Source organism: Paraburkholderia sp. BR10936 (genome assembly GCF_040965735.1).
Taxonomy (GTDB): domain Bacteria; phylum Pseudomonadota; class Gammaproteobacteria; order Burkholderiales; family Burkholderiaceae; genus Paraburkholderia; species Paraburkholderia nodosa_A.
This window is the reverse complement of record NZ_JBFRCM010000004.1, coordinates 1-24,990: the sequence shown is the minus strand read 5'-3', so window position 1 is coordinate 24,990 and position 24,990 is coordinate 1. Positions and strand designations below refer to the sequence as shown.

Here is a 24,990-nt window from a genome sequence, read left to right as displayed (position 1 = left end):
ACATGTCCTTTCATGCCGTCGCCGCTGCCCGTCTGGCGTGGTGCCCGCTGAATACTCTCTGCTGCTACCGACAACATGGAAACCAGTCTCGACAAGCGCGCCCTGCCGGGCGCTGCCGCGGGTTCGTCCGCGGCCGCTTCCGCCCCCGCCGCGGGCGCGGTGCAACGCACCGTCTACTCGGTGCTGGGTGCGATCAGCTTCTCGCACCTGCTCAACGACATGATCCAGTCGTTGATCCTCGCCATCTACCCGATGCTCAAGGACAACTTCTCGCTGTCGTTCACGCAGATCGGCCTCATCACCCTCACTTACCAGATCACGGCGTCGATGCTGCAGCCGCTAGTGGGCTTCTTCACCGACAAGCGGCCCCTGCCGTATTCGCTGCCCGTCGGCATGGGCTTCACGCTGTGCGGCCTGCTGCTGATGTCGGTCGCGCCGACCTTCGGCGTGCTGCTCGTGGCGGCCGCGCTGGTGGGCTGCGGCTCGTCGGTGTTCCATCCGGAATCGTCGCGCGTGGCGCGCATGGCGTCGGGCGGGCGTCACGGTCTCGCGCAGTCGCTCTTCCAGGTGGGCGGCAACGCGGGCACGTCGCTCGGGCCGCTGCTCGCCGCCGCGATCGTCATTCCGCACGGCCAGCGCAGCATTGCGTGGTTCTCGGCGGCGGCGCTCGTCGGTATGGTCGTGCTCACGCAGATCGGCCGCTGGTATAAAGCCCATCCCGCGATGAAGAAAAAGCGCGCCGAGGTGCCGCACGTCGCGCTCTCGCGTGGACGCGTCGCGGGCGCCATCGGCGTGCTCGTGCTGCTCGTGTTCTCGAAGTACTTCTATCTCGCGAGCATCAACAGCTACTTCACGTTCTATCTGATCGACCGCTTCCACCTCTCCGTGCAGGCCGCGCAGATCCATCTGTTCGTGTTCCTCGCCGCCGTGGCCGCCGGCACGATCATTGGCGGCCCGGTGGGTGACCGCATCGGCCGCAAGTACGTGATCTGGGTCTCGATTCTCGGCGTGGCGCCGTTCACGCTGCTGCTGCCCTACGCCAACCTGTTCTGGACCGGCGTGCTCACGGTGATCATCGGCGTGGTGCTGGCCTCGGCGTTCTCGGCCATCCTCGTCTATGCGCAGGAGCTGATTCCGGGCAAGGTGGGCATGGTCGCGGGTCTCTTCTTCGGCTTCGCGTTCGGCTTGGGCGGCATCGGCGCGGCGGTGCTCGGCCAGTTGGCGGATGCGACGAGCATCGGCTTCGTCTACAAGGTTTGCTCGTTCCTGCCGCTCATCGGCATCCTCACCGTGTTGCTGCCCGACGTGGAAGGCAAGCGCGCGAAGAAAACCGCCTAAGCGCAGCGGCGCAGCGGCATCACTTTGCCGCTCGGCAAAACGGCCGGACGCCCCTCGAGGCTCCGGCCGTTGTTCGTTGTGCGTCTGCACACGCTTTGCCTCGCCGCGACTTCGTACTAGGCTTGTGGTTGGCCGCCGCCTCCCGTCCGCCAGCCAGCCCCTGGGGCCCGGCGCAAGGCGGCGCTTTCGAGACGCCCGCGCACGAGGTTCGCCATGCAACTGTCCACGGTAGAGATCGAAAAACCTGAAGCCACCAACTTCATCCTTGGCCAGACCCACTTCATCAAATCCGTCGAGGATCTGCACGAGGCGCTCTACGGCACGGTGCCGGGCATCCAGTTCGGCCTCGCGTTCTGCGAGGCGTCGGGCAAGCGGCTCGTGCGGCGTTCGGGCACGCAGGACGCACTCATCGAGATGGCGACGCAGAACGCGCTGCGCATTGCCGCAGGGCATTGCTTCATCGTCTTTCTCGGCGACGGCTTCTTCCCTGTCAACGTGCTCAATACGATCAAGGCCGTGCCCGAGGTCTGCCGCATCTTCTGCGCCACCGCGAACCCCACGCAGGTGCTGATCGCCGAAACGGATCAGGGACGCGGCATCGTCGGCGTGGTGGACGGCATGCCGCCGCTGGGCGTCGAGGCCGAGGACGACGTGCGCTGGCGCAAGGACCTGTTGCGCGCCATCGGCTACAAGGCCTGAGCGCCGATGACGACGCTGCGCGCGGCGATCGAGCGGCAGACGGCACACGCGCTCGCGTGCGGCGCGCTCCATCCCATCGAGACGGCGCATACCTTCATCGACGATGGCGGCATGCGTTTCTCCGTGCGCGTGGCCGAGAACCTCGCGCGCAAGGAGGCGGCGCGGCTCACGCCGCAGACTTCGATTGCGTCCGCTCCGCAGCCCCCGCGCAATCCGTTCCTGCCTTACGAGTCCGATCTGTTCGTCGGCGACCTCTCGCCCACCCATATCGCGCTGCTCAACAAGTTCAATGTGATCGACCGGCATCTGCTGATCGTGACGCGCCGCTACGAGCCACAGGACGCGCTGCTCGACGCGGCGGACTTCACCGCGCTGATCGCGGTGCTGCGCGAGATCGACGGACTCGGGTTCTACAACGGTGGTGCGGTAGCGGGTGCGAGCCAGCCGCACAAGCATTTGCAGATGGTGCCGCTGCCGCTCGCAGGCGATGGGCCTCACGCCGCGCCGCTCGAAGCGCTGCTCGGCGGCGCGCAGGCGGTCCACGGGGCGCGTCCCATCGCGATCGTGCCGGGGCTCGCGTTTCGCCATGCGTTCGCGCGCCTCGATCTCGGCCCGAGTATCGGCACGGCGGAAGATGCCGCGCAAGTCGCACTCGGCTGCTATCGCGCGCTGCTGGACGCGGCGGGTGTGCCCGCGATCGACGTGGGCGGCGTCGCGCATCAGGGCGCGCCGTACAACCTGCTCGTCACGCGCCGATGGATGCTGGTGGTGCCCCGCACGACGGAATGTGTCGAAGGGATTTCGGTGAACTCGCTCGGCTTTGCCGGCTCGTTCTTCGTGCGCAATGCCGCACAGCTGCAGACGCTCGCACAGCTCGGCCCGATGACGGCGCTCGAACGCGTGAGCGTGGCGCGTTGAGGCGCCGAGGCGCGTCTGGCCGACCGCGTCTGGCCGACCGCTTCTGGCCGACCGCGTCTGGCCGACCGCGTCTAGCCGACCGCGTCTAGCCGACGACGAGCGGCTCGAGCGCCGCGCGCAGCGCATCGGGCAACGCGCTCACGGGCCGGCGCGTCGCGCGATCGACGTAGACGTGCACGAAATGCCCCTGCGCCGCGGGCGCGTCCTCGCCTTCGCGAAAGAGCCCGACCTCGTAGCGCACGCTCGACGACCCGAGGCGCGCAACGCGCAGCCCCGCTTCCACGCGCTCCGGGAACACGAGCGGCGCGAAGTAATTGCACTGTGTTTCGATGACGAGCCCGATGGTCGTGCCGTGCTCGATGTCGAGCGCGCCCGCGCGAATCAGATACTCGTTCACCACGGTGTCGAAGTAGCTGTAGTAGACGACGTTGTTCACGTGGCCGTAGACATCGTTGTCCATCCAGCGCGTGCCGATCGGCAGGAAATGACGATACCCGGAGCGGGCGACGGTAACGGGTCGGTTCATCGAAGAGATCCAGGGAAGGCGGGGCGGGAAAGCGTCGCTCGGCGCGCGGCCATCACTGGCCGGGACGCTCGACGAACTCGAACGGCAAGCCGCGCCGGCGCATCCATTCGCCGAGCGCCTGGCCCGTGCCCGCGCGCCAGGGCCGCAGCTTCGCGGGCTCGACGAGGCGGTATTCGAGCAGTTCCGGCGAGAGCGCGATCGTGCCCGACGCCTTCACGTGATACGCGATGATGAGTTCGTTCTTGCGGATGAACTCGTAGACGCCAACGAGTTCGACACTCTCTGCACGCAGCGCGGTTTCCTCGTGCACTTCGCGCGCGATGCCCTCCTCGGGCGTCTCGCCGTTTTCGAGAAAGCCGGTAATGAGCGCGAACATGCCTTCGGGCCAGGCCGCGTTACGGGCCAGCAGAATGCGGCCCTCGTACTCGACGATCGCCGCCACGACGGGCAGCGGATTGTTCCAGTGGACGTAGCCGCAGGCGTGGTCCGGGCAAGCGAGACGCACGCGGCCGCCTTCGTGGGCGGGATCGGCGCGCTCGGTCAGACGCGTGGCGCAGCGCGGGCAAAACTGGTATTCGCTCATGGGGAAAAGGCAGGGTCGATGGCGCTGGGAACCAGCCGCGCGGCCCGGTGGACACGCTCGCGGCGCCCGCGAAAGCGTCCATTTTAGTGTGCTATCAGCGTCCGCGTGCGGCCTCGCGCGTGTGCCAGGCCCGCCAGACGAGCCCGATTGCGCCGGCCACGAGCGCACCCGCCGCGAGCCACAGCGAAGGCGAGAACGAGCCTGTGGAAGCCGCAAGCGGCGCGGCCACGAGCGGCCCCGCGATCTGCCCGACGCCGTAGGCGGCCGTCGCATAGCCCATCAGCGCGGCGGCATGCTCGCCGCGCAGCAGGCGCGCCTCGCGCATCGCGAAGAGCGTGATCGCCGTGAACGGCAGCCCGATCAACACGCTGCCGAACGAGAAGCCCGCGGCGTTGGGCCAGACGATGCCGAGCGCGATGCCCACGGCCTGCAGCACGTAGGCGCCCGCCAGCATCAGGCGGTTGTCCCAGTGGAGCGGGAGGCGCGCAGCCAGCAGCGCGCCCGCGATCAGCGCGGCGCCGAGCATCGGCCAGAACAGGTCGGGCCAGGCCGAGCCGGGCAGCGCATGGCGCGCGATCACGGGCAGGAACGTCGCCGTGATGATGTAGCCGAAACCCGGCACGCCGTAGAGCAGCACGAGCCAGAAGGCGTCGGCACGGCGCCCTTCGCGCTGCGCGTGCGCGACGCTTGCCGAGGCACGCGCGGCGGGACGCGGCGCCAGCGCGCGCATGTCTGCTCCAAACGTCGACCAGACGACGGCGGCGAGCAGCGCGCTGATCAGCCCGAAGCCGATCCAGCCCGTGCGCGCGCCGAGACCGCCGGCCGCGCTCACGAACAGCCCGGTCGCAATGATGCCGACGCCGGGACCGGTGTAGATCACACCGCCCCACTCGTTCGCGCCGAGCTGCGCGAGCCGCCGCAGGCCCCACTGCGAGGCGAATACGAAGGTCCACGCGCTCACCGCGCCCGCCACGAAGCGCACCACGGCCCAGATCCAGAACTGCTGCGTGAGGCCCATCGCGAGCGTGAGGAGCACCGTGACCACGAGGCCCGCGCGCACGATCTTCGCGGGGGCCATGCGCAGCGCGACGCAGCTGATCGCGCCCACGAAGTAGCCCGCGTAGTTCAGCGACGCGAGCCAGCCGCCGTGACGCAGGTCGAGCGCGCCGCCGTGCAGCATCAGCGGCAGGAGCGGCGTGAAGGCGAAGCGCCCGACACCCAGCGCGACGGCGAGGCTCACCATGCAGGCCAACGCCGCGCGCCGACCGGCATGCGGGCGGGCTTCGGAAACGTGGACGGTGCCGGGGACGTAGTCGTTCATGAGATCAGCAGATTAAGCAACTGCCTACCATCGTAGGCGATTCTACCGTTCACGAAAAATGAATTATCATGAATCGATGCATCCCAAGGAGAGAACTATGGACCTCGCCGAACTGGCGATTTTCCGGGCGGTGGTGCGGGAAAACGGCGTGACGCGGGCCGCCGCCAAGCTCAACCGCGTGCAGTCCAACGTGACCACGCGCATCAAGCAGCTCGAAGATCAACTCGGCACGCCGCTCTTCACGCGCGAGGGCCGCCGCCTCATTCTCACGCCCGCTGGCGAAACCCTGCTGCCCTACGCCGAGCGCCTGCTCGCGCTCGCGGACGAGGCGCGCCATGCGCTCAAGGCCGGTCGCCCGGCGGGACGCCTGCGGCTGGGCACCATGGAGAGCGCTGCAGCAAGCCGTCTGCCCGGCCTGCTCGCGCGCTATCACCAGACGTGGCCCGAGGTCACGCTCGAACTGGAAACGGGCACGACCGGCACGATGATCGAGCGCCTGCGCGAATACGCAATCGATGCGGCGCTGATCGCCACGCCGCTCGACGGGGTGCCGGACCCCGAGGTATTCGAGCACGTGCCGGTCTATCGCGAAGAACTCGTGATGATCACGCCGCGCGGCCACCGGCCGATCCGACAGCCCGGCGATATCGCGCTCTCCACGCTCGTCGCGTTCGAACGCAGCTGCGCGTATCGGGCCTATGTCGAGCGCTGGTATGTGGAGCATGGCATCCGGCCGTCCCGCGTGCTGGAGTTGGGCTCGTATCACGCGATCATTGCGTGCGTGGCGGCAGGCGCGGGTGTGGCCGTCGCGCCGCGCTCGGTGCTCGAACTGCCACGCAGCGCCGACGACGTCACGATTCATTCGCTTGGCAAGCTCGGTCAGATCGAGACGCTGCTCGCCTGGCGGCGTGGCCACTATTCGCCTGCGCTTGGTGCGTTGAAGGAAGCGCTGCTGGAGGATGCGCAACGCACGGGCAGCATGGCGGCGCCATTGGCAGCCGAAGCGGCAGTTACGCCCGCAGGCCTTCACGTATAAGCCGCGCAGGAAACAAAAAGGGCTGCCCTCACGGACAGCCCTTCTTCGTCGCAAAGCGGCGTTCACGCCGCGACGCGTCGTATTACAGCTTCGCTTCGACCCAGCCCTTCACGCCCGCGAGCGCGGCCGGCAGATTGGCCGGCTCGGTGCCGCCTGCCTGCGCCATGTCGGGACGGCCGCCGCCCTTGCCGCCGACCTGCTGGGCAACGAAGTTCACGAGCTCGCCGGCCTTGACCTTCTTGCTCGCCTCGGCGGTCACGCCCGCGATCAGGCTGACCTTGCCGCCATCGACAGCCGCCAGCACGATGGCTGCGCTCTTGAGCTTGTCCTTGAGCTTGTCCACGGTCTCGCGCAGCGTCTTCGAATCGGCGCCATCGAGCGTCGCGGCCAGCACGTGCACACCGTTCACTTCGATGGCCTGCCCCACGAGTTCGTCGCCCTGGCTCGAAGCGAGCTTCGACTTGAGCGCGCCCAGTTCCTTTTCGAGCGACTTCACCTGGTCCTGCACCTGCGCGATACGCTGCGTCAGTTCCGAAGGTTGCGCCTTGAGCGCCGCCGCTGCCGCATTCACGCGCGCGTCGAGCTCCTGCACGAAGCGCACGGCGTTGTCGCCCGTGATCGCTTCCACGCGGCGGATGCCCGCGGCCACGCCGCCTTCCATCACGATCTTGAAGAAGCCGATGTCGCCGCTGCGCGTGACGTGCGTGCCGCCGCACAGCTCGCGCGAGAACCCGAGGTCGAGCACGCGCACTTCGTCGCCGTACTTCTCGCCGAACAGCGCCATCGCGCCGCCCTTCACTGCGTCGTCGTAGGACATCACGCGCACGATGCCGGGCGCGTTCGCGAGCACTTCCGCGTTGACGATCTGCTCGACACGGCGGATTTCGTCGTCCGTCATCGGCGCATTGTGCGCGAAGTCGAAGCGGGTTTTATCTGCATCGACGAGCGAGCCCTTCTGCTGCACGTGCGAACCGAGCACTTCGCGCAGCGCCTTGTGCATCAGGTGCGTGGCCGAGTGGTTGCGCGCCGTGCGGGCGCGAAGGATCGCGTCGATTTCCGCCTTCACGACGTCGCCAACCTTGAGCGTGCCCTGTTCCAACGTGCCGTGGTGACCGCTCACGTCGGCTTGAACCTTCAGCGTGTCGGCCACGGCGAAACGGATGCTCGCGTTCGAGATCACGCCCTGGTCGCCCACCTGGCCGCCCGATTCCGCGTAGAACGGCGTGTGGTCGAGCACGACCACGGCGTCCTGGCCCGTCTTCACTTCGGTGACCGATGCGCCGTCCACATAGAGCGCGACGACCTTCGCGTCGTCGAACGCGATTTCCTCGTAGCCGTGGAACGTCGTCTTCGCGCCCGAGTATTCGAGGCCCTGCGTCATCTTGAACTTGCCCGCCGCGCGCGCCTGCTCGCGCTGACGCGCCATCGCTTCGTCGAACGCCGGTTCGTCGACCGTGACGTTGCGCTCGCGGCAAACGTCGGCCGTGAGGTCGAGCGGAAAGCCGTAGGTGTCGTGCAGCTTGAATGCGAGTTCGCCCGAGAGCGTCTTGCCGCCCTTGGCTTCGAGGTCGGCGAGTTCGGCTTCGAGAATCGACATGCCGTGCTCGATGGTCTCGAAGAAGCGCTCTTCTTCCTGGCGCAGCACGTCCGTCACGCGCTGCTGCGCTTCGGCGAGTTCCGGGTAGGCAGCGCCCATTTCCGCGACGAGATCCGCTACCAGCTTGTGGAAGAACGCGCTCCTCTGGCCGAGTTTGTAGCCGTGGCGGATCGCGCGGCGCACGATACGGCGCAGCACGTAGCCGCGGCCTTCGTTGCCGGGGATCACGCCGTCGACGATCAGGAACGAGCACGCGCGGATATGGTCGGCAATGACCTTCAGCGAGTTGTTCGTGAGGTCGGGCGTATTCGTTTCGCGCGAAGCCGCCTTGATGAGATTCTGGAACAGGTCGATCTCGTAGTTGCTGTGCACGTGCTGCAGCACCGCGGCGAGACGTTCGAGGCCCATGCCCGTGTCGACGCACTGCTTGGGCAGCGGCGTCATGTTGCCCTGGGCATCGCGGTTGAACTGCATGAACACGAGATTCCAGATCTCGATGAAGCGGTCGCCGTCTTCTTCAGGCGATCCCGGGGGGCCACCCCAGATTTCCGGGCCGTGGTCGTAGAACACTTCCGAGCACGGACCGCAGGGGCCGGTGTCGGCCATCTGCCAGAAGTTGTCCGAGGCGTAGCGCGCGCCCTTGTTGTCGCCGATGCGGATGATGCGCTCCACCGGCACGCCGATTTCCTTCGCCCAGATGTCGAAGGCTTCGTCGTCTTCCTTGTACACGGTGACCGTGAGCTTGTCCGCGGGCAGCGCGTAGACCTTGGTCAGCAGCTCCCAGCAGTAGTGGATCGCGTCGCGCTTGAAGTAGTCGCCGAACGAGAAGTTGCCGAGCATCTCGAAGAACGTGTGGTGACGCGCCGTGTAGCCGACGTTCTCGAGGTCGTTGTGCTTGCCGCCTGCGCGCACGCTGCGCTGCGCGGTCGTGGCGCGCGAGTACGGGCGCTTTTCGGTGCCGAGGAACACGTCCTTGAACTGCACCATGCCCGAGTTGGTGAAGAGCAGTGTGGGGTCGTTGCCCGGCACGAGGCTCGACGAGCGCACGATCGTGTGGCCCTTCGATTCGAAGAACTTGAGGAATTTCTCGCGGATGTCGGCGGCTTTCATGGCGTGCGTTGGGTCCTTCCTGGGGCGTACGGTGCTGAATCTTTGTCGTGGTCGCGCCCGGAGCCCACATTACTCGCGAAAACCCCGGTGCTGAATCGAACGATTATACGGGATCGTCGCGCGCTCGCGGCGGCGCGTCCGGCGTGGTTTGCATGGGCGCGACAGGGCCCGAGGCAGCACGATGCGTCGATCGATTTTGTTCCGCAGTGCGGAACTTTGTACCGAATATTGGCGTATGCCGCGCCTTTTCGCTTACTATGGGCGGCATCGGCCAGCGCACCACGCGCGCTCGCGGCCCGCCTTAGAACGACATTGGAAGACACAGCATGGGCGCACTCAGCCATATCCGCGTACTCGATCTCACCCGCGTCCTTGCCGGACCGTGGTGTGCACAGACTCTCGCCGACTTCGGCGCCGACGTGATCAAGGTGGAGCGCCCCGGCGCCGGCGACGACACCCGCCACTGGGGCCCTCCGTACCTGAAGACGCCCGATGGCGCGGACACCGCCGAGGCCGCCTACTACCTCGCCGCGAACCGCAACAAGCGCTCGGTCACGGTGGATATCGCCACGCCCGAGGGGCAGCGCATCGTGCGCGAGCTGGCTGCACAAAGCGATGTCGTGCTGGAGAACTACAAGGCGGGCCAGTTGAAGAAATACGGCCTCGACTACGCGTCGCTACGCGAGGTCAAGCCCGACCTTGTCTACTGCTCGGTCACCGGCTTCGGCCAGACCGGGCCCTACGCCTCGCGCGCGGGCTACGACTTCATCGTGCAGGGCATGGGCGGCTTCATGAGCATCACCGGCGAGCGTGACGCGCTGCCGGGCGGTGGCCCCCAAAAGGCCGGCGTCGCGATCGCCGACCTCATGACCGGCATGTATTCGACCATTGCCGTGCTCACGGCACTCGCGCACCGCGACCGCACGGGCGTGGGCCAGTACATCGACATGGCGCTGCTCGACGTGCAAGTGGCGATGCTCGCGAACATGAATTCGAACTACCTGGCGAGCGGCAATCCGCCCGCGCGCTGGGGCAACGCGCATCCCAACATCGTGCCCTATCAGGCCTTCCAGACGGCCGATAGCTGGATCATCCTCGCCGTCGGCAACGACGGGCAGTTCCGCAAGTTCGTCGAGGTGGCGGGCCAGCCCGCGCTGGCCGACGACGAGCGCTTCGCGACCAATCCGGCGCGGGTGCGCCATCGCGACACGCTCGTGCCGATCGTCGCCGACCTGATCCGCACGCGCACGAAAGCCGACTGGATCGGCGCGCTCGAAGCGGCAGGCGTGCCGTGCGGGCCGATCAACAACCTCGCGGAAGTGTTCGAGAACGAGCAGGTGATCGCGCGCGGGCTGCAGGTGGACGTGCCCCACCCTTCGGGCGGCACGGCGCGGCTGGTGGGCAACCCCATCCGCATGAGCGAAACGCCGCCGCGCGTGGCGAGCCATCCGCCCACGCTCGGCGAGCATACCGATGCGGTACTGCGCGAAGTGCTCGGCTACGGCGAGGAACACGTGGCGGCGCTGCGCGGCAAGGGCGTGGTGTAACCGCAAGGCCCCCGGGGCGGCCGCTCAGCCGCCCTCTTTCCCCATCGACATCAGCCACGCCAGCCCTTGCGACCAGTCGTCGAGCCCGCTGTCCGCATTGATGTGCCCGCGCGCGCCGATCTCGATCCAGCGGCTGCCCCACGCCTGCGCGCAGCGCTGCGAAAACGCCACACCGCCATACGGATCGTCGCTGCTGGCGACGACGATGCTCGCAAACGGCAGCGCCGTGAGCGGAACCGGATCGAAGCCCCGCGCGTCGCGCGGAAATTCGGGACCGTGCGGATCGGGTAGCGCCACCAGCAGCGCGCCGGCCACCTTCGCGCGCGTCGCCGCGCTCGCGTGATGCGCGGCCCAGTGCGCCACGCTCAGGCAGCCGAGGCTGTGAGCGGCGAAGCGCACGCCAGCCGGCGCACGCTGGACGGCAGCCTCCAGCGCCGCGCACCATGCCTCGCAGTCCGGGTGCATCCAGTCGGGCATCTGCACCCGTGCAAAGCCCGCGTGCGCGGCTTCCCAGCGCGTCTGCCAGTGCCCCGGCCCCGAATCCATGTAGCCCGGCAGCACCAGCACAGCCGTTTCGCTCATCGTCACGTTTTCCCCTCGCTTGTTGTAGTCCGCGCGACGATCCGGCACCGGGACTGGCGCGGCGGGTCGCGTCAGGTAGAATGGAAGACACCATCGGGTGCCCAGTTACGCGCTTTGATCCTTTTGACGGGCGCCCTCGAACGACTCCCTTTTCGCATGAATACCGAACGTAAAGACGCCGACCGCACGGACGCGCCTGCGGCATCCAATTTCATCCGCAACATCATCGACGACGACAACCGCTCGGGCAAGTGGGCGCAGCGCGTCGAAACGCGCTTCCCGCCGGAGCCGAATGGCTACCTTCACATCGGCCACGCGAAGAGCATCTGCCTGAACTTCGGCGTCGCGAAAAGCTACGGCGGCGTGTGCCACCTGCGCTTCGACGACACGAACCCGGAGAAGGAAGATGTCGAATACGTCAACTCGATCATCGACGCCGTCGAATGGCTCGGCTTCGAGTGGAAGAAAGAAGATCAGGAATACCTCTTCTACGCGAGCGACTACTACGACAAGCTTTACGAGTTCGCCGAACTGCTGATCCAGCGCGGCAAGGCGTACGTGGACAGCCAGTCGCCGGAAGAGATGCGCGCGAACCGCGGCTCCGCCACCGAAGCCGGCAAGAACTCGCCATTCCGCGATCGCTCCGTCGACGAAAACCTCGACCTCTTCCGCCGCATGAAGGCGGGCGAATTCGAGGAAGGCGCCCATGTGCTGCGCGCGAAGATCGACATGGCGTCGCCGAACTTCAATATGCGCGATCCGGTGATCTACCGCATCCGCTTCGCGCATCACTACCGCACCGGCGACAAGTGGTGCGTGTACCCGATGTACGACTACACGCACTGCATTTCGGACGCGTTGGAAAACATCACGCATTCGCTGTGCACGCTCGAGTTCGAAGACCATCGCCCGCTGTATGACTGGGTTCTCAATGAACTGGCCGATGCCGGCGTGTTCACGCGCCCGCTGCCGCAGCAAATCGAGTTTTCGCGCCTGAACCTCACCTACGCGATCACGAGCAAGCGCAAGCTGCTGCAACTGGTGACCGAAGGCCACGTGGAAGGCTGGGACGACCCGCGTATGCCGACCATCGTCGGCGTGCGCCGCCGCGGCTTCACCCCCGAAGCGATCCAGCTGTTCTGCGAGCGCATCGGCGTGACGAAGGTCGATTCGTGGATCGACATGAGCGTGTTCGAAGGCGCGCTGCGCGACGACCTCGACGACAAGGCGCCGCGCACCGCCGCCGTGCTCGACCCGCTCAAGCTCATCATCGACAACTATCCGGAAGGCCAGAGCGAAGACTGCACGGCCCCCGTGCATCCGCATCATCCGGAGCGCGGCCTGCGCACGTTCCCGATCTCGCGCGAGTTGTGGATCGAGCGCGAAGACTTCAACGAAACGCCGCCGAAGGGCTATTTCCGCCTGTTCCCGGGCAACAAGGTGCGTCTGCGCTATGGCTTCGTGATCGAATGCACGGGCGCGGACAAGGACGAGAACGGCAACGTGATCGCCGTGCACTGCAACTACTTCCCGGACAGCAAGTCGGGCACGGAAGGCGCGAACAACTACAAGGTCAAGGGCAACATTCACTGGGTCAGCGCAGCGCATGCGTGCCCGGCGGAAGTGCGCCTCTACGATCGCCTGTTCCGCGAAGAGCAGCCCGACGCGGGCGGCCGCGACTTCCTCGAAGCGCTCAATCCGGATTCGAAGCGCGTGGTGCAAGCGTATCTGGAACCGGGCGCACGCGACGCCGCGCCGGAAGACCGCTATCAGTTCGAGCGCCATGGCTACTTCGTCGCCGACCGCTACGATTCGAAGCCGGGTGCGCCGGTATTCAACCGCATCGTCGGTTTGCGCGACAGCTGGGGCAAGTAAGGCTCGCGCCGCGCCTGCCGGCAAACAGAAAGCCCGCTCGGATTCGTGCGGGCTTTTTTCATTTTGGCGGCGGCTGGCGGGAGCGGCTCAAAGTCTGCGATGCAGATCCGCGAGCGAGAGCGACGTGCTAAAGAGCCGCGCGAGACTGCGGCTCGCGTAGCGATCCACTTCAACGGGTACGGTCCAGCGCCAGGCGTCCATTTCCGGAATCATCACGCCGTCCTCGCGTCGCGGAAAGAGCGATACGCAAACGCAACGCGAAAGATCGAGCTCATCGGCACTCGCGCGCGCGGCAAAGAGATGCAGATCCTTGTCGCGCCGGTACAGGTAGCGCCCGAGATCGACGAGGCGCGACGCCGCGATTTCGATGCCGGTCTCCTCGACCATCTCGCGGCACGCGCTCTGCGATTCGGTCTCGCCGGGGTCGCCCTGCCCCTTCGGAATGTCCCAGTGATTCGTGCCGGTAGCGTGCGCAAGCAGCACGCGGCCTTCAGGATCGAGCAGCACAATGCCGCACGAAACGATCTTGCCGTTCACCGCGCGCTCAGTGCTGCTTCTGGAAAACCCAGGCGCCTTCGCCCGTGCGGCAGAAGTGCGGACGCAGTGTCATCGACTGGCCCTTCGCGTTGATGACGACCTCCGTATCGCGGCACGTCTTGGCGCCTTCCTTTTGCGTATTCGACGGCGTGATGGTCGAGGTGATGCGCGTGCCGTTGCGCGAGCCTTCGTTCGACCATGACGCGCTCTCGCCATCGGCCTTGTGCTCGACGGCATCGCGCACGGCGTTCTGGAGCGAGTTGTAGTCCGCCTGGGTCATGAACGACATGGGTGTGTTGTTCAGGAAGCCCAGGTTGGCGGCATGCGCGCTGCCCATGCCAATGGCGACAATGAGCGCCGCGCCCAGGGCGCTCAGCGTGTGAAGGGTTCGGGGCATTCTGGACATTATGTGTTCTCCTCGGCGGACTGAAAGCATCGACGAAAAGCATAACACGCGCCCCTTTTTTGGCTCGTTCAGCAAGGCCGAACGGGCGCGGGCGGGCGAGTCCTTTTCGGATTGATCCGATGGTGAGGGAGAGGGCCGATCAATACGATAGCTTTCCTCGCCCACTTACAGCCCATGCGGTTTATCTGACATGACCTACGCCATCGCATTGAGGGTCTTTGCGGTCCTGCTGGCCCTCATCTGCGTCGGCTTGATGTCTTTCGTCGCGCACTACACGCACACGCCGAAACATCAGGCGCGCGGCCCGAACTTCACGCTCCATCCCGAGCACGCGCCGCGCTGGCCGGACGCCACGGTGCGCATCGGCACGGTCGGCTTGCTCGCGTCCTTCCTCGTGCTCACCGGCGCCTGCCTGTTGATCGCAGGCGTCTGACGCTGCGCCCAGTCCACGCTCAGTGCGCGCCCGGCTGCCAGCCGTCGGTGAGCGTGTCGAGAAACGCAAGCACGTCCTTGATTTCGGCGTCGCTGAACACCGGCTCGTCGCCCGGCTTGCGATCGAACGGCGGATCCGTGTTGAGATTCACCCAATACTGTCGCGGCAAGTCGTCGAACTTCTGCACCCGGCCCTTCACCATCGGATAGAACGCTTCCGGATTCGTGTCGCGCCGTGCGTAGAAACGCAGCACGTCTTCCAGCGAATGGTAGATGCCGTTGTGGAAGAACGACTTCTTGAGCGCTATGTTGCGCAGCGTCGGCGTGCGGAAGAGCCCGCAAAATTCCGCGCGATGGTCGAGGTCCGTGCGCTCCGGACCGCATGCGCCGAGATCGAAAAACTTGCGGTCGCGATTCACGGCAAGTGTGCGGTTGCGCGGCACGCCCACGGCGATCAGACCGAAGTCGCTGAACTGTGGCGGCGAGCCGTCCTTTGCACGCTGGCTGATATGGCAGCTCGCGCAATTGCCCTTCTTCTCGTCGTTGAAAAGCTGCAGCCCGCGCAGTTCGGCGGCGCTGAGCGTGGCCTTGCCGGCCAGGTACGCGTCGTACTTGCTCGTGTACGGATAGAACACCTCGGGTGACTGCTCGAATGTCTCCAGTGACTTCAGTACGGCCTTGAAAGTCGCGTCGTCGTCGGCGAGGACGCGCGCGCCGAAGGCCTCCCTGAACGCCCCTGCGTAGGGTGCCGCGCGCACGGCTTCGGCGACCTTCTTCGGCGAACTCGCCATCTCGAACGTCGAGAGCAACGGGATGCGCGCCTGGTCCGAGCCCCGATCGACGCGGCCATCCCACGTGAGGCCGCCGGTCGGACCGGCATCGACGCTTTCATCGCCTTCGTCATCGGAGTCGTGATAGTGCTCGGCGAACGCCGGCACCGCCTGCAGATACTTGAGCGTCGGCACGGCGCGCATGCCCTGGCGTCGCATGTCGGCGCCGCCGATCTGCACGTCGAGCGAGTTGGGCGGCGTGAACGCGTGGTCCGGGCTGTGGCACGACGCGCATGCCATCTTGCCCGAACCCGAGAGCGACGGATCGAAGAACATCTGCTTGCCGAGCGCCGTCATGCGGCGCACCTGCGCATAGACCTCGGCACGCGTCTGGCCGCCTTGTGCAGGCGTCGCGATCTTCATGAGCTTCACGCCCTGTACGGCGCGTGCGTTCGCATTGGCGTCGTTCGCACGCGAGGCGCTGCCGGATGCACCTGTCGTCGTATCGGCGTCTGCGGAAGCGGGCGTGCTGCCGTCGCATGCCGTCAGCAGCAATGACAGCCCCGCCGCCATCACGAGGAGGAGGCCCGCGTTGCGGCATGCGCCGCCGAGCGCTCGAGCCCGCGTCTCACCTTCCGTTCGCGCCGAATGACGCGCCAATCTACGCAACATGCCTGATCCCCGAAGCTTGAGCGCGGCGCGCGTGGCGGCGCGCCGCTGCAGTGCGAATACCGATGCGCTCAGCCGCACATCGAAGTCGCGAAAGCGTATGTCGGCGATGTGACGCTCCAATGACATGACGTAAGTAAGATGTCATGCAAACAAAGGCCGCGAAAAAGCTAAATGTAATTTTTTACATATCGCTGTCAAATTCCGTTGCGACACTGCGCCTCGCCCGAAGGCCGGTGTCATTCGCGCCGGCCTCCATGCGGGCCCCCAACGCGAGAGAGAAAAATGATCAACAGAAAATGGTTCTATGCCACGCCGATCGCGATAGCGGCGTCGGTATTGGCCGTCGCGGCTTGCGGCGGCAACGACAGCAGCAAGCCCGGCCTTTCGTCGGTGAAGAATATCGTCGTGATCTACGCGGAAAACCGCAGCTTCGACAACCTGTACGGCAGCTTCCCGAACGCCAACGGCCTGCAGAACGTGAGCGCGCAAAGCGCGCAGCAGCTCGATCGCGACGGCTCCGTGCTGGCCACGCTGCCGACCGTCTGGAACGGTCTCACGCAAACGGGCGTCACGCCCGTCGTGACCGCGGCGATGACGGAGAACATGCCGAATGCGCCGTTCGCCATCGACGACGCGAAGGGCTACAACGTGCCGCTCTCAGTCACGACGCGCGACCTGTATCACCGTTTCTACGAGAACCAGATGCAGATCCACGGCGGCAAGAACGACATGTTCGCGGCCTACGGCGACTCCGGCGGTCTCGTGATGGGGCATTACACGACGAGCGCCGAAAAGCTCCCGCTCTGGAAGATCGCCCAGCAATACACGCTCGCCGACAACTTCTTCATGGGCGCGTTCGGCGGCTCGTTCCTGAATCACCAGTGGCTGATCTGCGCGTGCACGCCGTACTACGCGAACGCGGACACGAACCCGGCCAAGCCGACGATCTCGACCGTGGACGCCGACGGCGTCTCGCTCACGCTCGCATCGAACTCGCCGAAGTCGGCGCTCGACGGCGCGCCGAAATTCGTGAAGTCGGGCAATCTGACGCCGGACTTCTATGCGGTCAACACAATGCAGCCGCCGTATCAGCCGAGCGGCAACGCAGCGGCTTCGGGCGGTGACACGAACCTGGCCGACCCGTCGAACGCCTCCACACTGCCCGCGCAAACGGCGCAGAACATCGGCGATCTGCTTTCGAACGCGGGCGTGACGTGGGCGTGGTACGGCGGCGCGTGGGGCGCGGCCGTGAGCGCGGCGCAGAACAGCACGTCGGGCGTGATCTACGGCGCGAACATGACGGCGCCGAACTTCCAGCCGCACCACCAGCCGTTCAACTACTTCGCGAACTACGCGCCGGGCACCGACGCACGTGCGAAGCACCTGCTCGACGGCGGCATGGACGGCACCGAGTTCATCAAGGCGATCGATGCAGGCGCGCTGCCTGCCGTGGCGTTCTACAAGCCGCAGGGCAACCTGAACGAGCACGCGGGCTACACGGACGTGGCGAGCGGCGACCAGCACATCGCGGACGTCATCGCGCATCTGCAGAAGAGCCCGCAGTGGAACAACATGGTCGTGGTCGTCACCTACGACGAAAACGGCGGCTTCTGGGATCACGTTGCGCCGCCCAAGGGCGACCGCTGGGGCCCGGGCTCGCGCATTCCGGCGCTCGTCATTTCGCCGTACGCGAAAAAGGGCTACGTCGACCACACGCAGTACGACACGACCTCGATCCTGCGCCTCATCACGCGCCGCTTCTCGCTGCCCACGCTGCCGGGGCTTGCCAACCGCGACGCCGCACTCAAGACCAACGGCGCCCAGCCGATGGGCGATCTGACCAACGCGCTCGACGTCAAGCTCTAAGCGCGACAAGCCATCGGACCATCGATTGCCGGATGTTGCTCATCCGGTTTGAAGGGCAGCCCTCGGGCTGCCCTTTTTTATTGCGCCGCGAATTCGTCGCCCCTGCCCGCTCCGCGCGTCCGCCGGGCGTCGAGCCGCGACGTTTGACCACGGATCCTACGCCGCAGGATGCACTACCTTACAAATTAATTACTGCACAAATCTTGACGGAGGTCATTGTGAAATACGTCGAATCGACTCTCCTACCAGGCGAAAGGATCGTCTGCGAGGGACACCCCTGCTTCTGGGCGATGGGGCCGCGTATCACATTCAGCCTTCTGCTCATGATTTGGGGCGTGCTCGTCGGCACCATGGGGACGTCGCCGCTCGCAGCGGTGAGTTTTTTTGCCGCAGGGCTGGGACTGTTCGGTGCGTCGCTACTCGCCTGGTGGACGACAGAATTCGCCGTGACCAACAAGCGCGTGGTGGCCAGGTTCGGTGCGGTCCGTCGTCACACGGTGGAGTTGACGCTAGCGAAGATAGAGAGCGTGCGGATCGAGCAAAGCCTGATCGGCCGGATATTCGACTATGGCTCGCTCGTCGTGGGCGGCGGTGGCTTGATCGCTACGCCGATTCCCGGCATTTCGAATCCGAACGAGTTCCGCCGTTTGGTGTTTCTCGCGCAGGCGGCCGAGGAGCCGGTGCCGTTGCGGCTCGTGGCGTGAAGGTTTGAATCGGCCTGGATTCGTGGTGTGTGAAAAAGCAAAAAGCCCAGCAGTGAAGGCCGGGCTTTTTGTTTATTTGATCTGGCGCGACAGGAGGGGCTCGAACCCCCGACCCTCGGCTTAGAAGGCCGATGCTCTATCCAGCTGAGCTACTGTCGCGTGAACGTGCGCAAGGCCGCAAGCGGGCCTCGCGAAGACGGGGCTGGATTATACCGCGATCGTCTCACGCGGTCGCGCCTCGCTCATCGCGCTTGCCAAGGGCCTTCGCGCCCAAATCAAACCGGCTGCTGATGCAACGCGAACCAGCCAAGGAAAATCGCGCCCGCGATCAGGCAGTACGCACCGAACGATGCGAGGCGCCCGCGTCCCTCGAAATAGCTCATCAGGAACTTCACGCTCAGCCAGGCCGCAATACCCGTGAGCACGCCGCCAACGACCGCAGTCATCAACTGATCTCGCGCGTGAAACAGCTTGGGCAGTTCGAGCACGCCAGCCGCGAAGATGATCGGCGTGCCGAGCAGGAACGAGAACTCCGCAGCCTTTTCTGCCGTGAGGCCCGCTGCATTGCCGGCGATCATCGTGAGGCCGCTGCGTGAAAAGCCGGGAATGAGCGCGCCGATCTGCGCGAGGCCGACGAGAAAGGCCTGGCGGAACGTGAGTTTCTCCGGCGGACGATGCGCACGGGCACGCTGGAGGCGATCGCCGAACCAGAGCAGCACGCCATTGACCATCAACGCAGCCGCGACGATGCGCAGATCGTGAAAGATGGCTTCGATGCGCTTTTCGAGCACGAGGCCGACGATACCCGTCGGAATCGTACCGATGATGAGCGCCCACATCATGTGCCCGTCGTCGTTCTTGCGACCGCCCAGCGAGGCAAAGAAGCCCCTGATCAACGCGACCCAGCGCTCGCGGAAATACCAGAGCAGCGCAACTGCGGTCCCCAGGTGCAATGCGACGAGGAACGGCAGCAATTGCGGCGCGTGCTTGTCGATGTGCATGCCGAACAGTGCCGGCACGAGCAGTGTATGGCCGAGGCTGCTCACGGGGAACAGTTCGGTGACGCCTTGCAACACGCTCAGGAAGAATAGAAACCAGAGACTCACGCGCGGATCCTCGTAATGGTGGTGTAAGGGGCCGGACCGTTGCGGAGCCGGTGCGGCAAAGCGCACCGATTATGCCTGGGCCGTATTGCAGCGCCAAGCTTGGAGATGGATTTGTCAGAAAAGTTACTGCGTCGCAACAAAGTTGGCTGCGGATGCAGGGATCCTGGCGCGAAACTGCGTGTCGCGCTCTCGGGAATCCGGTCGAGGGGGACGGAACGCGGCGCGATCAGCGCGCCATCTTGTAGAAGAAATAGGCGCTGCTACCGACAAAGAGGCTGAACAGAGCCATGCTCATTGCCATTGCGAGGTCCATGGGGAGGTCTCCTGCGAAAATGCTCTGTGCGCTAACGCACGGTCATGCGGATTATGCTGACTCTTGTCCGCCAACGACACCCACGCTTTCCCGACAAGGGTTTTCACGCATGAGAAAGCGGCGCAAAATCCGCCTCTGTCCGGCGCATCCGCGCCACCCTTCTTCCACCCACGCCAGGCCCGCCCATGAACGCACATCCAGAGCAGGACATCCTCACCCTCAGCCGCGGTGCCTCGACGCTGCGCTTCGCGCCGTGGGCCGGCGGCCGTTTGCTCTCGTGGCACGTCGGCGGCCAGCCGGTCATCGTATGGCCGGAAAATGCGAACTGGGCGGAGCCGGCACGTGTGCGCGGCGGCAATCCGCTGCTCTTCCCCTTCCTTGGCCGCCATCGTGTCGACGGCCAGATCGGGCGTTGGCGCGACGCTCAAGGCGTCGTCCGCGATCTGCCGATGCACGGCTTCGCGCGCGACCTGCCGTTCGCGGCGCAAGTCGACGACGACGGGCACGGCCTGCAGATGACGCTCGTCGACTCCGACGCCACCCGCACCGGCTACCCGTTCGCCTTTCGCTTCGAAGCGGTCTACCGGCTGGCCGACGCGCATACGCTCGACGTGACGCTCGCCGCGACTAATACCGGCCCGAATCAGCTCCCCTGGTACGCGGGCCATCACTTCTACTTCGCCTTGCCCCACGCCCAGCGCGCGCAGACGACGCTCGACCTGCCGGCTAGCCAGCGCCGCCATCAGCTCGCGGACGGTTCGATCAGTGCGCCCGAACCCGGCAAAGCGCAATACAGGCTCGACGACGCAAGCATCATCGACCGCTTCCATGTGCTCGAGCCAACGCCGCCCGCCTCGCCGGTGCACCTCGTGGCGCCAGGACTCGGCCGCGCGGTGACGATCGACCTGAACCGGCCCGGCTCGCTTCCCTGGTACGCCGTCACGACGTGGACGGAAGCCGCGGACTCCGACTTCTACTGCGTCGAACCCTGGCTGGGTCTGCCCGACGCGATCCACAACGGCCTCGGCCTGCGCTGGCTCGCACCGGGTCAAACGGAGACGGCGACGCTGCGTATCGGCGTCGAGGCGCTCGGCGGCTAATCGCGCGCACCGGCGGCGCCGTGCTGGGCCGGCGCCGGTATGGATGCTGCCGACTTCGTCAGTCATTCGTCAGGCAAAACCCCAGTTGCGCTGGCAAACCCGCTAAAATCAGGCGTTTTGCCAGCGCGGCGGACCGTGGTCCGTCGAGGCAAGGTCATGCGAGGTTCAATGTTGGCACCAGGAATCAGACGGATTGCATGTGCAGCGCTCGTTGCGCTGCTCGCGGCGTGCGGATCGGCTCCGGTCGGCCCCGGCTTTTATCGCGTCGAACGCGGCGACACCGTGTACAAGATCGCGCGCAGCACTCGCCAGTCCGTGCAGAACATCGTGCGCTGGAACAATCTGTCGAACCCCGACGCCATCGAAGTCGGCCAGGTCCTGCGCGTCGAACCGCCCGCCGGCACAGCGAGCACCCGCACCGCGCCGCCGCGTAGCGCAGCAACTGCCCCGCGCGAGAGCGCCGAAACAACCGATACCGCATCCGCGCCTTCATCCGCACCTTCGGCGGCGGCTGCGCCGTCGATTTCGCTCGTCTGGCCGACCAGCGGCCAGGTCATCCGCAACTTTGACGGCCGTAACTCGAAAGGCATCGACATCGCCAATGCGGCCGGCACGCCCGTCGTCGCCGCGGCGCCCGGCACCGTGGTCTATGCCGGTAATGGTCTGCGTGGCTACGGTAACTTGCTGATCATCAAGCACAACGGCGATTACCTGACGGCCTATGCGCACAATCAGGCATTGTTCGTGAAGGAAGGTCAGAGCGTCGCGCAAGGGCAGAAGATCGCGGAAATGGGCAGCACCGACAACGATCGCGTGATGCTGCATTTCGAGCTACGGTACCAGGGGCGCTCGATCGATCCGACTCGAGAACTTCCCGCACGTTGAGAAAGGCCGCTACGGCCAGCCAAATCAATGGACGAAAAAAAGCCCGGCATGGCGCCGGGCTAACGGGGGTTTGGCGCATATCGGCAAAGGACCGGTTTACCATGCGCCGAATCGCAATCTATCAACGGGCTTCCGGCGGCGCAATCACTTAATTAGCGCGAAAATGTGCTACGGCGCACGGATTATGTGTCGCATCACTTTTCAGCACCGAATGAGGATGCCGAATCATCTGCGGCTGCTCGTAAGATCGCATGTTTCAATGACACGCAACGACAAGTCACCAGCCAGCGCAAAGGCTTGCTGGGCGGGACGTTCAGGCTGAACAACAGGGTCCTGTCGAGGGATTTTGCGAGCCTCGATCGTCGGTTTAAAGCACGGCGCTTTTCGCATTTTCGAAGCAGCCGGCGTTAGTGTGCAAACGCACGCAACAATGCATTTATTCGATGTGACGTACAGATTTGAAACACAAATGCGCCGCACGCTTAGATCAGATGTTTGCTGATTTAATGTGGCTTATTGTCTACGTTTTGGCGCCGCGAGCATGGATATCAACTTATTAATGTGATTAATACCGCGGATCCAGCGTTCGCTAACCGACCACCGGTCTGCTGGCAGACTATCGTTTATAGTATCTGCCGCAACGAATTTCCAATCACCATGACTATCGAAGACGCCAACCCCAGTTCGACGTACGCCAAGCTGCTCGGCGAAACCGCCAAGATCGACTGGCAGGATCTCGAACGTTTCTTCGCGCAAGGCAAGTTGCTGAGCGTGGCGCGCGACCTCGACCTCGTCAGCGTGGCGGAGGCGATCGCCAACGACGACAGGGCGGTCGTCATGCAATGGCTGTCTTCGGGCCTCGTCGCACGTATGCCGGCAGAAACCGCAGCCGATTACTCGGCGCGCAAGCCGGAGTTGTGGGCGGTCGTCGTCTCGCCGTGGGTGTGCGTGCAGGAACGCGCTTGAGCGGCGCTGAGGCCCTGCCTGACCAGCGAGGCTGGCATCGACGCGTGCTGACGCTCGCGTTCCCCATCGTCCTCGCCAATCTCACGCAACCGATCCTCGGCGCCGTAGACACGGCAGTAGCAGGCCACCTCGGCAGCGCGGCCGATCTTGGCGGCGTCGCGCTAGGCGGCCTGTTCTTCAACTTCGTGTTTTGGGGTTTCGGCTTCCTGCGCATGGGGACGACGGGGCTCGTCGCGCAAGCCTACGGCGCGCGCGACCTCCCCGCATTGCGCGCGAATGTCGTGCGCGCCCTGCTACTGGCATTCGCTATTGGCGCCGCGATCCTGCTGATTCAATCGCCTTTGATCCGGTACACGCTTGCGGCCATCGGCGGCAGCGCAGACGTGCAACACAACGCTGGGGTCTATTGTCTTGCGCGTATCGGCTCTGCGCCTTTCGCTTTGGCGAATTACGTCGTGCTCGGATATCTGCTCGGCACTCAGCGCGTGCGCATTGCGCTGCTTTCGCAGATCTTTATCAATCTGACGAACGTCGTTGCGGTGCTCGCCTATGTGTACGGGCTTCAGTGGGGCATCGCCGGGATCGGTGCGGCGACGGCTACGGCCGATACGCTCGGTTTTGTGTTCGGTGCCGGCGTACTGTGGAGGCTTCGTCCTCGCGGGCTCGCGCCGCTCGCGTTACAAACTGTACTCGAGCCGGCAGCGCTCAAACGCCTCGTCGCGATCAATCGCGATATCTTTTTGCGTACGCTTTGCCTGCTGGGCTCGTTTGGGTGGTTCGCGCATCTGGGCGCGAAGCAAGGCGACGCGATCCTTGCCGCGAACGCCCTGCTCCTCAACTTCCAGACCTTCATGGCCTACGGTCTCGACGGGTTCGCCCATGTGGCCGAAGCGCTGGTAGGCGCGGCGATCGGCGCGGGTAATCGCGATGCGTTCCGCCAGGCCGTGAAGGTCAACCTGTTCTGGGCAGCGCTGGGTGCCTTCGGTTTTTCGTTCGTTTATTGGGCCTGCGGCCCCTGGATCATCGAGAAGCTTACCAACCAGCCGGCCGTGCGTGCCGCTGCTCAGGCATTCCTCCCATGGGCCGCGCTTTCGCCGCTCATCTCCGTCTGGGGCTTTTTGCTGGACGGCGTATTCATCGGCGCGACGCGCACACGCGAACTCATGCAAGCCATGGCGGTGTCGCTGGCTGTGTTTTTGTGCGCGTCATGGGCGCTGGTCGGGCCGCTCGGCAATCATGGGTTGTGGATCGCTCTGCTCGTCTTCATGGCCGCGCGCGGGCTGACGCTCTCGCCGTTGCTACCGCGCATCAGCGGCGCGATCGTACCTGTGGCTGTGCAGTTGCACTGACGGCGCTCGCGCCAGGCGTCGGCTCTTACTGTGCAGGCGGCGGGTTGTCGATCATCATCGGCGGCCGGTCGTCGGTCGGCACACCGTGGTAGTCGGGCGGATCCTGCGGCGGGGTGCCGTGGCGGTGAGTCGGTGCGTTGTCGGCACACGCCGAGAGCAAAGCGGCCATTGCAAGGGCCAGATAAACACGGTACATCGCCTCAAATCCTTTCTGAATGGTGATCCAGCGGCGCCCCGGCCAGTAGCGAAGCGGCTGAATTCGCTATTTTTTCCGTTGCGACACTGTTCTAAGATACGGACATGGCTGCAATCGACAGGAGGCTGCCATGGATGCCGAAACTATTGCGGGTCTGATCGGTCTTGCTGTAGGTCTGCTGGTTCTGCTCGGGCTATCGATTTTCGAATCGCGCGCCTACCGGAAAGAGCACGACGGCGAAGGCATGATGCATCACTGGCTGGCCGAGCATCACGTGCTCGACCGGGTTCGCCGCAGGCACTGAACCCAGCGCCGGCACTGCGTCGGCGCGCCCCTTGCCTCATTCTCACCGCGGCCAGTCGAGCTGGCCGTGAGGTGGCTTTGCTGCGTCGTTCAGTGAACGAGCAGATAGCCTTCTATTTTCCCCGCGCCCAAACGCCAGAACCCCGGTTCTCTTTCGGAGACACCGGGGTTCTGGACGTTACAGCATAAGGAGCCTGACGATTACCTACTTTCACACGGGCAATCCGCACTATCATCGGCGTGGAGCTGTTTC

Annotated in this window: 24 protein-coding genes and 1 tRNA gene; 14 read left to right on the top strand and 11 right to left on the bottom strand. The window is 65.2% G+C overall.

From position 1 onward, the window contains the following. The first annotated feature begins 75 nt into the window (after positions 1-75). The 3 genes from AB4Y36_RS09675 to AB4Y36_RS09665 all read left to right on the top strand — a co-directional run bounded on the left by AB4Y36_RS09675 (position 76) and on the right by AB4Y36_RS09665 (position 2,955). Complete coding sequence (locus AB4Y36_RS09675) at positions 76-1,338, top strand: MFS transporter (RefSeq protein ID WP_368682845.1); 1,263 nt, start codon at positions 76-78, stop codon at positions 1,336-1,338. 213 nt (positions 1,339-1,551) lie between these two features. After that, positions 1,552-2,037, top strand: a complete 486-nt coding sequence (locus tag AB4Y36_RS09670) for an adenosine-specific kinase (protein ID WP_069268680.1) — start codon at positions 1,552-1,554, stop codon at positions 2,035-2,037. Positions 2,038-2,043: 6 nt separating this feature from the next. Continuing rightward, on the top strand, positions 2,044-2,955 hold the full coding sequence (locus AB4Y36_RS09665; RefSeq protein WP_368682844.1) for a DUF4922 domain-containing protein: 912 nt from the start codon (positions 2,044-2,046) through the stop codon (positions 2,953-2,955). A gap of 85 nt (positions 2,956-3,040) precedes the next feature. Here the strand turns inward: AB4Y36_RS09665 and AB4Y36_RS09660 are convergent, their stop codons facing one another. The 3 genes from AB4Y36_RS09660 to AB4Y36_RS09650 all read right to left on the bottom strand — a co-directional run bounded on the left by AB4Y36_RS09660 (position 3,041) and on the right by AB4Y36_RS09650 (position 5,385). Further along, entirely contained in the window at positions 3,041-3,481 is a 441-nt protein-coding gene (locus AB4Y36_RS09660) for a thioesterase family protein (protein ID WP_069268682.1), read from the bottom strand. A gap of 52 nt (positions 3,482-3,533) precedes the next feature. Beyond that, complete coding sequence (locus AB4Y36_RS09655) at positions 3,534-4,064, bottom strand: NUDIX domain-containing protein (protein ID WP_342945969.1); 531 nt, start codon at positions 4,062-4,064, stop codon at positions 3,534-3,536. Positions 4,065-4,158: 94 nt separating this feature from the next. Continuing rightward, a complete protein-coding gene (locus AB4Y36_RS09650) occupies positions 4,159-5,385 on the bottom strand; it encodes a YbfB/YjiJ family MFS transporter (protein ID WP_069268684.1) in 1,227 nt (408 codons plus the stop codon). Between the two features lie 97 nt (positions 5,386-5,482). On the opposite strand from AB4Y36_RS09650, the gene AB4Y36_RS09645 reads away from it, so the two are divergent. Beyond that, the gene (locus AB4Y36_RS09645) at positions 5,483-6,421 is read left to right on the top strand and encodes a LysR substrate-binding domain-containing protein (RefSeq protein ID WP_069268685.1); all 939 of its coding nucleotides are present in this window, start codon (positions 5,483-5,485) and stop codon (positions 6,419-6,421) included. Positions 6,422-6,503: 82 nt separating this feature from the next. On the opposite strand, the gene alaS is transcribed toward AB4Y36_RS09645, so the two are convergent. Next, on the bottom strand, positions 6,504-9,128 hold the full coding sequence (gene alaS / locus AB4Y36_RS09640) for an alanine--tRNA ligase (RefSeq protein ID WP_368682843.1): 2,625 nt from the start codon (positions 9,126-9,128) through the stop codon (positions 6,504-6,506). A gap of 326 nt (positions 9,129-9,454) precedes the next feature. Here alaS and AB4Y36_RS09635 point away from each other — a divergent pair, with 326 nt between their 5' ends. Continuing rightward, entirely contained in the window at positions 9,455-10,675 is a 1,221-nt protein-coding gene (locus AB4Y36_RS09635) for a CaiB/BaiF CoA-transferase family protein (protein WP_069268687.1), read from the top strand. Positions 10,676-10,699: 24 nt separating this feature from the next. Here AB4Y36_RS09635 and AB4Y36_RS09630 read toward each other — a convergent pair whose 3' ends face one another. Continuing rightward, on the bottom strand, positions 10,700-11,257 hold the full coding sequence (locus AB4Y36_RS09630; protein ID WP_368682842.1) for an RBBP9/YdeN family alpha/beta hydrolase: 558 nt from the start codon (positions 11,255-11,257) through the stop codon (positions 10,700-10,702). A 156-nt stretch (positions 11,258-11,413) separates the two neighbouring features. Here AB4Y36_RS09630 and AB4Y36_RS09625 point away from each other — a divergent pair, with 156 nt between their 5' ends. Then, entirely contained in the window at positions 11,414-13,132 is a 1,719-nt protein-coding gene (locus tag AB4Y36_RS09625) for a glutamine--tRNA ligase/YqeY domain fusion protein (RefSeq protein WP_069268689.1), read from the top strand. A gap of 87 nt (positions 13,133-13,219) precedes the next feature. Here AB4Y36_RS09625 and AB4Y36_RS09620 read toward each other — a convergent pair whose 3' ends face one another. Further along, positions 13,220-13,669 carry an NUDIX domain-containing protein gene (locus AB4Y36_RS09620; protein ID WP_069268690.1) on the bottom strand — a complete coding sequence of 150 codons (450 nt, stop codon included), beginning with the start codon at positions 13,667-13,669 and terminating at the stop codon, positions 13,220-13,222. A gap of 7 nt (positions 13,670-13,676) precedes the next feature. After that, positions 13,677-14,075 carry an RT0821/Lpp0805 family surface protein gene (locus AB4Y36_RS09615; RefSeq protein WP_368682841.1) on the bottom strand — a complete coding sequence of 133 codons (399 nt, stop codon included), beginning with the start codon at positions 14,073-14,075 and terminating at the stop codon, positions 13,677-13,679. A 190-nt stretch (positions 14,076-14,265) separates the two neighbouring features. On the opposite strand from AB4Y36_RS09615, the gene AB4Y36_RS09610 reads away from it, so the two are divergent. Continuing rightward, positions 14,266-14,508 (top strand): hypothetical protein, encoded by a 243-nt coding sequence (locus AB4Y36_RS09610; protein WP_368682840.1) that lies wholly within the window; start codon positions 14,266-14,268, stop codon positions 14,506-14,508. A gap of 19 nt (positions 14,509-14,527) precedes the next feature. Here AB4Y36_RS09610 and AB4Y36_RS09605 read toward each other — a convergent pair whose 3' ends face one another. Next, complete coding sequence (locus AB4Y36_RS09605; RefSeq protein WP_368683072.1) at positions 14,528-15,850, bottom strand: cytochrome-c peroxidase; 1,323 nt, start codon at positions 15,848-15,850, stop codon at positions 14,528-14,530. A gap of 381 nt (positions 15,851-16,231) precedes the next feature. Here AB4Y36_RS09605 and AB4Y36_RS09600 point away from each other — a divergent pair, with 381 nt between their 5' ends. Beyond that, positions 16,232-17,815, top strand: coding sequence for an acid phosphatase (locus AB4Y36_RS09600; protein ID WP_368682839.1), 1,584 nt, complete (start codon positions 16,232-16,234; stop codon positions 17,813-17,815). A gap of 32 nt (positions 17,816-17,847) precedes the next feature. Continuing rightward, the gene (locus AB4Y36_RS09595) at positions 17,848-18,519 is read left to right on the top strand and encodes a PH domain-containing protein (RefSeq protein ID WP_368682838.1); all 672 of its coding nucleotides are present in this window, start codon (positions 17,848-17,850) and stop codon (positions 18,517-18,519) included. Positions 18,520-18,601: 82 nt separating this feature from the next. Here the strand turns inward: AB4Y36_RS09595 and AB4Y36_RS09590 are convergent. Next, positions 18,602-18,678 (bottom strand) — tRNA-Arg (locus tag AB4Y36_RS09590). Positions 18,679-18,794: 116 nt separating this feature from the next. Next, positions 18,795-19,625 carry an undecaprenyl-diphosphate phosphatase gene (locus AB4Y36_RS09585; protein WP_069268693.1) on the bottom strand — a complete coding sequence of 277 codons (831 nt, stop codon included), beginning with the start codon at positions 19,623-19,625 and terminating at the stop codon, positions 18,795-18,797. Positions 19,626-20,123: 498 nt separating this feature from the next. Here AB4Y36_RS09585 and AB4Y36_RS09580 point away from each other — a divergent pair, with 498 nt between their 5' ends. The 4 genes from AB4Y36_RS09580 to AB4Y36_RS09565 all read left to right on the top strand — a co-directional run bounded on the left by AB4Y36_RS09580 (position 20,124) and on the right by AB4Y36_RS09565 (position 24,238). Further along, complete coding sequence (locus AB4Y36_RS09580; protein WP_368682837.1) at positions 20,124-21,038, top strand: aldose epimerase; 915 nt, start codon at positions 20,124-20,126, stop codon at positions 21,036-21,038. 168 nt (positions 21,039-21,206) lie between these two features. Then, positions 21,207-21,923: a peptidoglycan DD-metalloendopeptidase family protein gene (locus AB4Y36_RS09575; RefSeq protein WP_069268695.1), complete on the top strand. Its 717-nt coding sequence runs from the start codon at positions 21,207-21,209 to the stop codon at positions 21,921-21,923. 657 nt (positions 21,924-22,580) lie between these two features. Next, positions 22,581-22,889 carry a DUF2288 domain-containing protein gene (locus AB4Y36_RS09570; RefSeq protein ID WP_069268696.1) on the top strand — a complete coding sequence of 103 codons (309 nt, stop codon included), beginning with the start codon at positions 22,581-22,583 and terminating at the stop codon, positions 22,887-22,889. After that, complete coding sequence (locus AB4Y36_RS09565; RefSeq protein ID WP_368682836.1) at positions 22,886-24,238, top strand: MATE family efflux transporter; 1,353 nt, start codon at positions 22,886-22,888, stop codon at positions 24,236-24,238. The genes AB4Y36_RS09570 and AB4Y36_RS09565 overlap by 4 nt, the downstream gene beginning before the upstream one ends. A gap of 25 nt (positions 24,239-24,263) precedes the next feature. Here AB4Y36_RS09565 and AB4Y36_RS09560 read toward each other — a convergent pair whose 3' ends face one another. Continuing rightward, positions 24,264-24,434: a hypothetical protein gene (locus tag AB4Y36_RS09560; protein WP_176732998.1), complete on the bottom strand. Its 171-nt coding sequence runs from the start codon at positions 24,432-24,434 to the stop codon at positions 24,264-24,266. A 130-nt stretch (positions 24,435-24,564) separates the two neighbouring features. On the opposite strand from AB4Y36_RS09560, the gene AB4Y36_RS09555 reads away from it, so the two are divergent. Beyond that, complete coding sequence (locus tag AB4Y36_RS09555) at positions 24,565-24,738, top strand: hypothetical protein (protein ID WP_165822956.1); 174 nt, start codon at positions 24,565-24,567, stop codon at positions 24,736-24,738. Positions 24,739-24,990 lie beyond the last annotated feature (252 nt).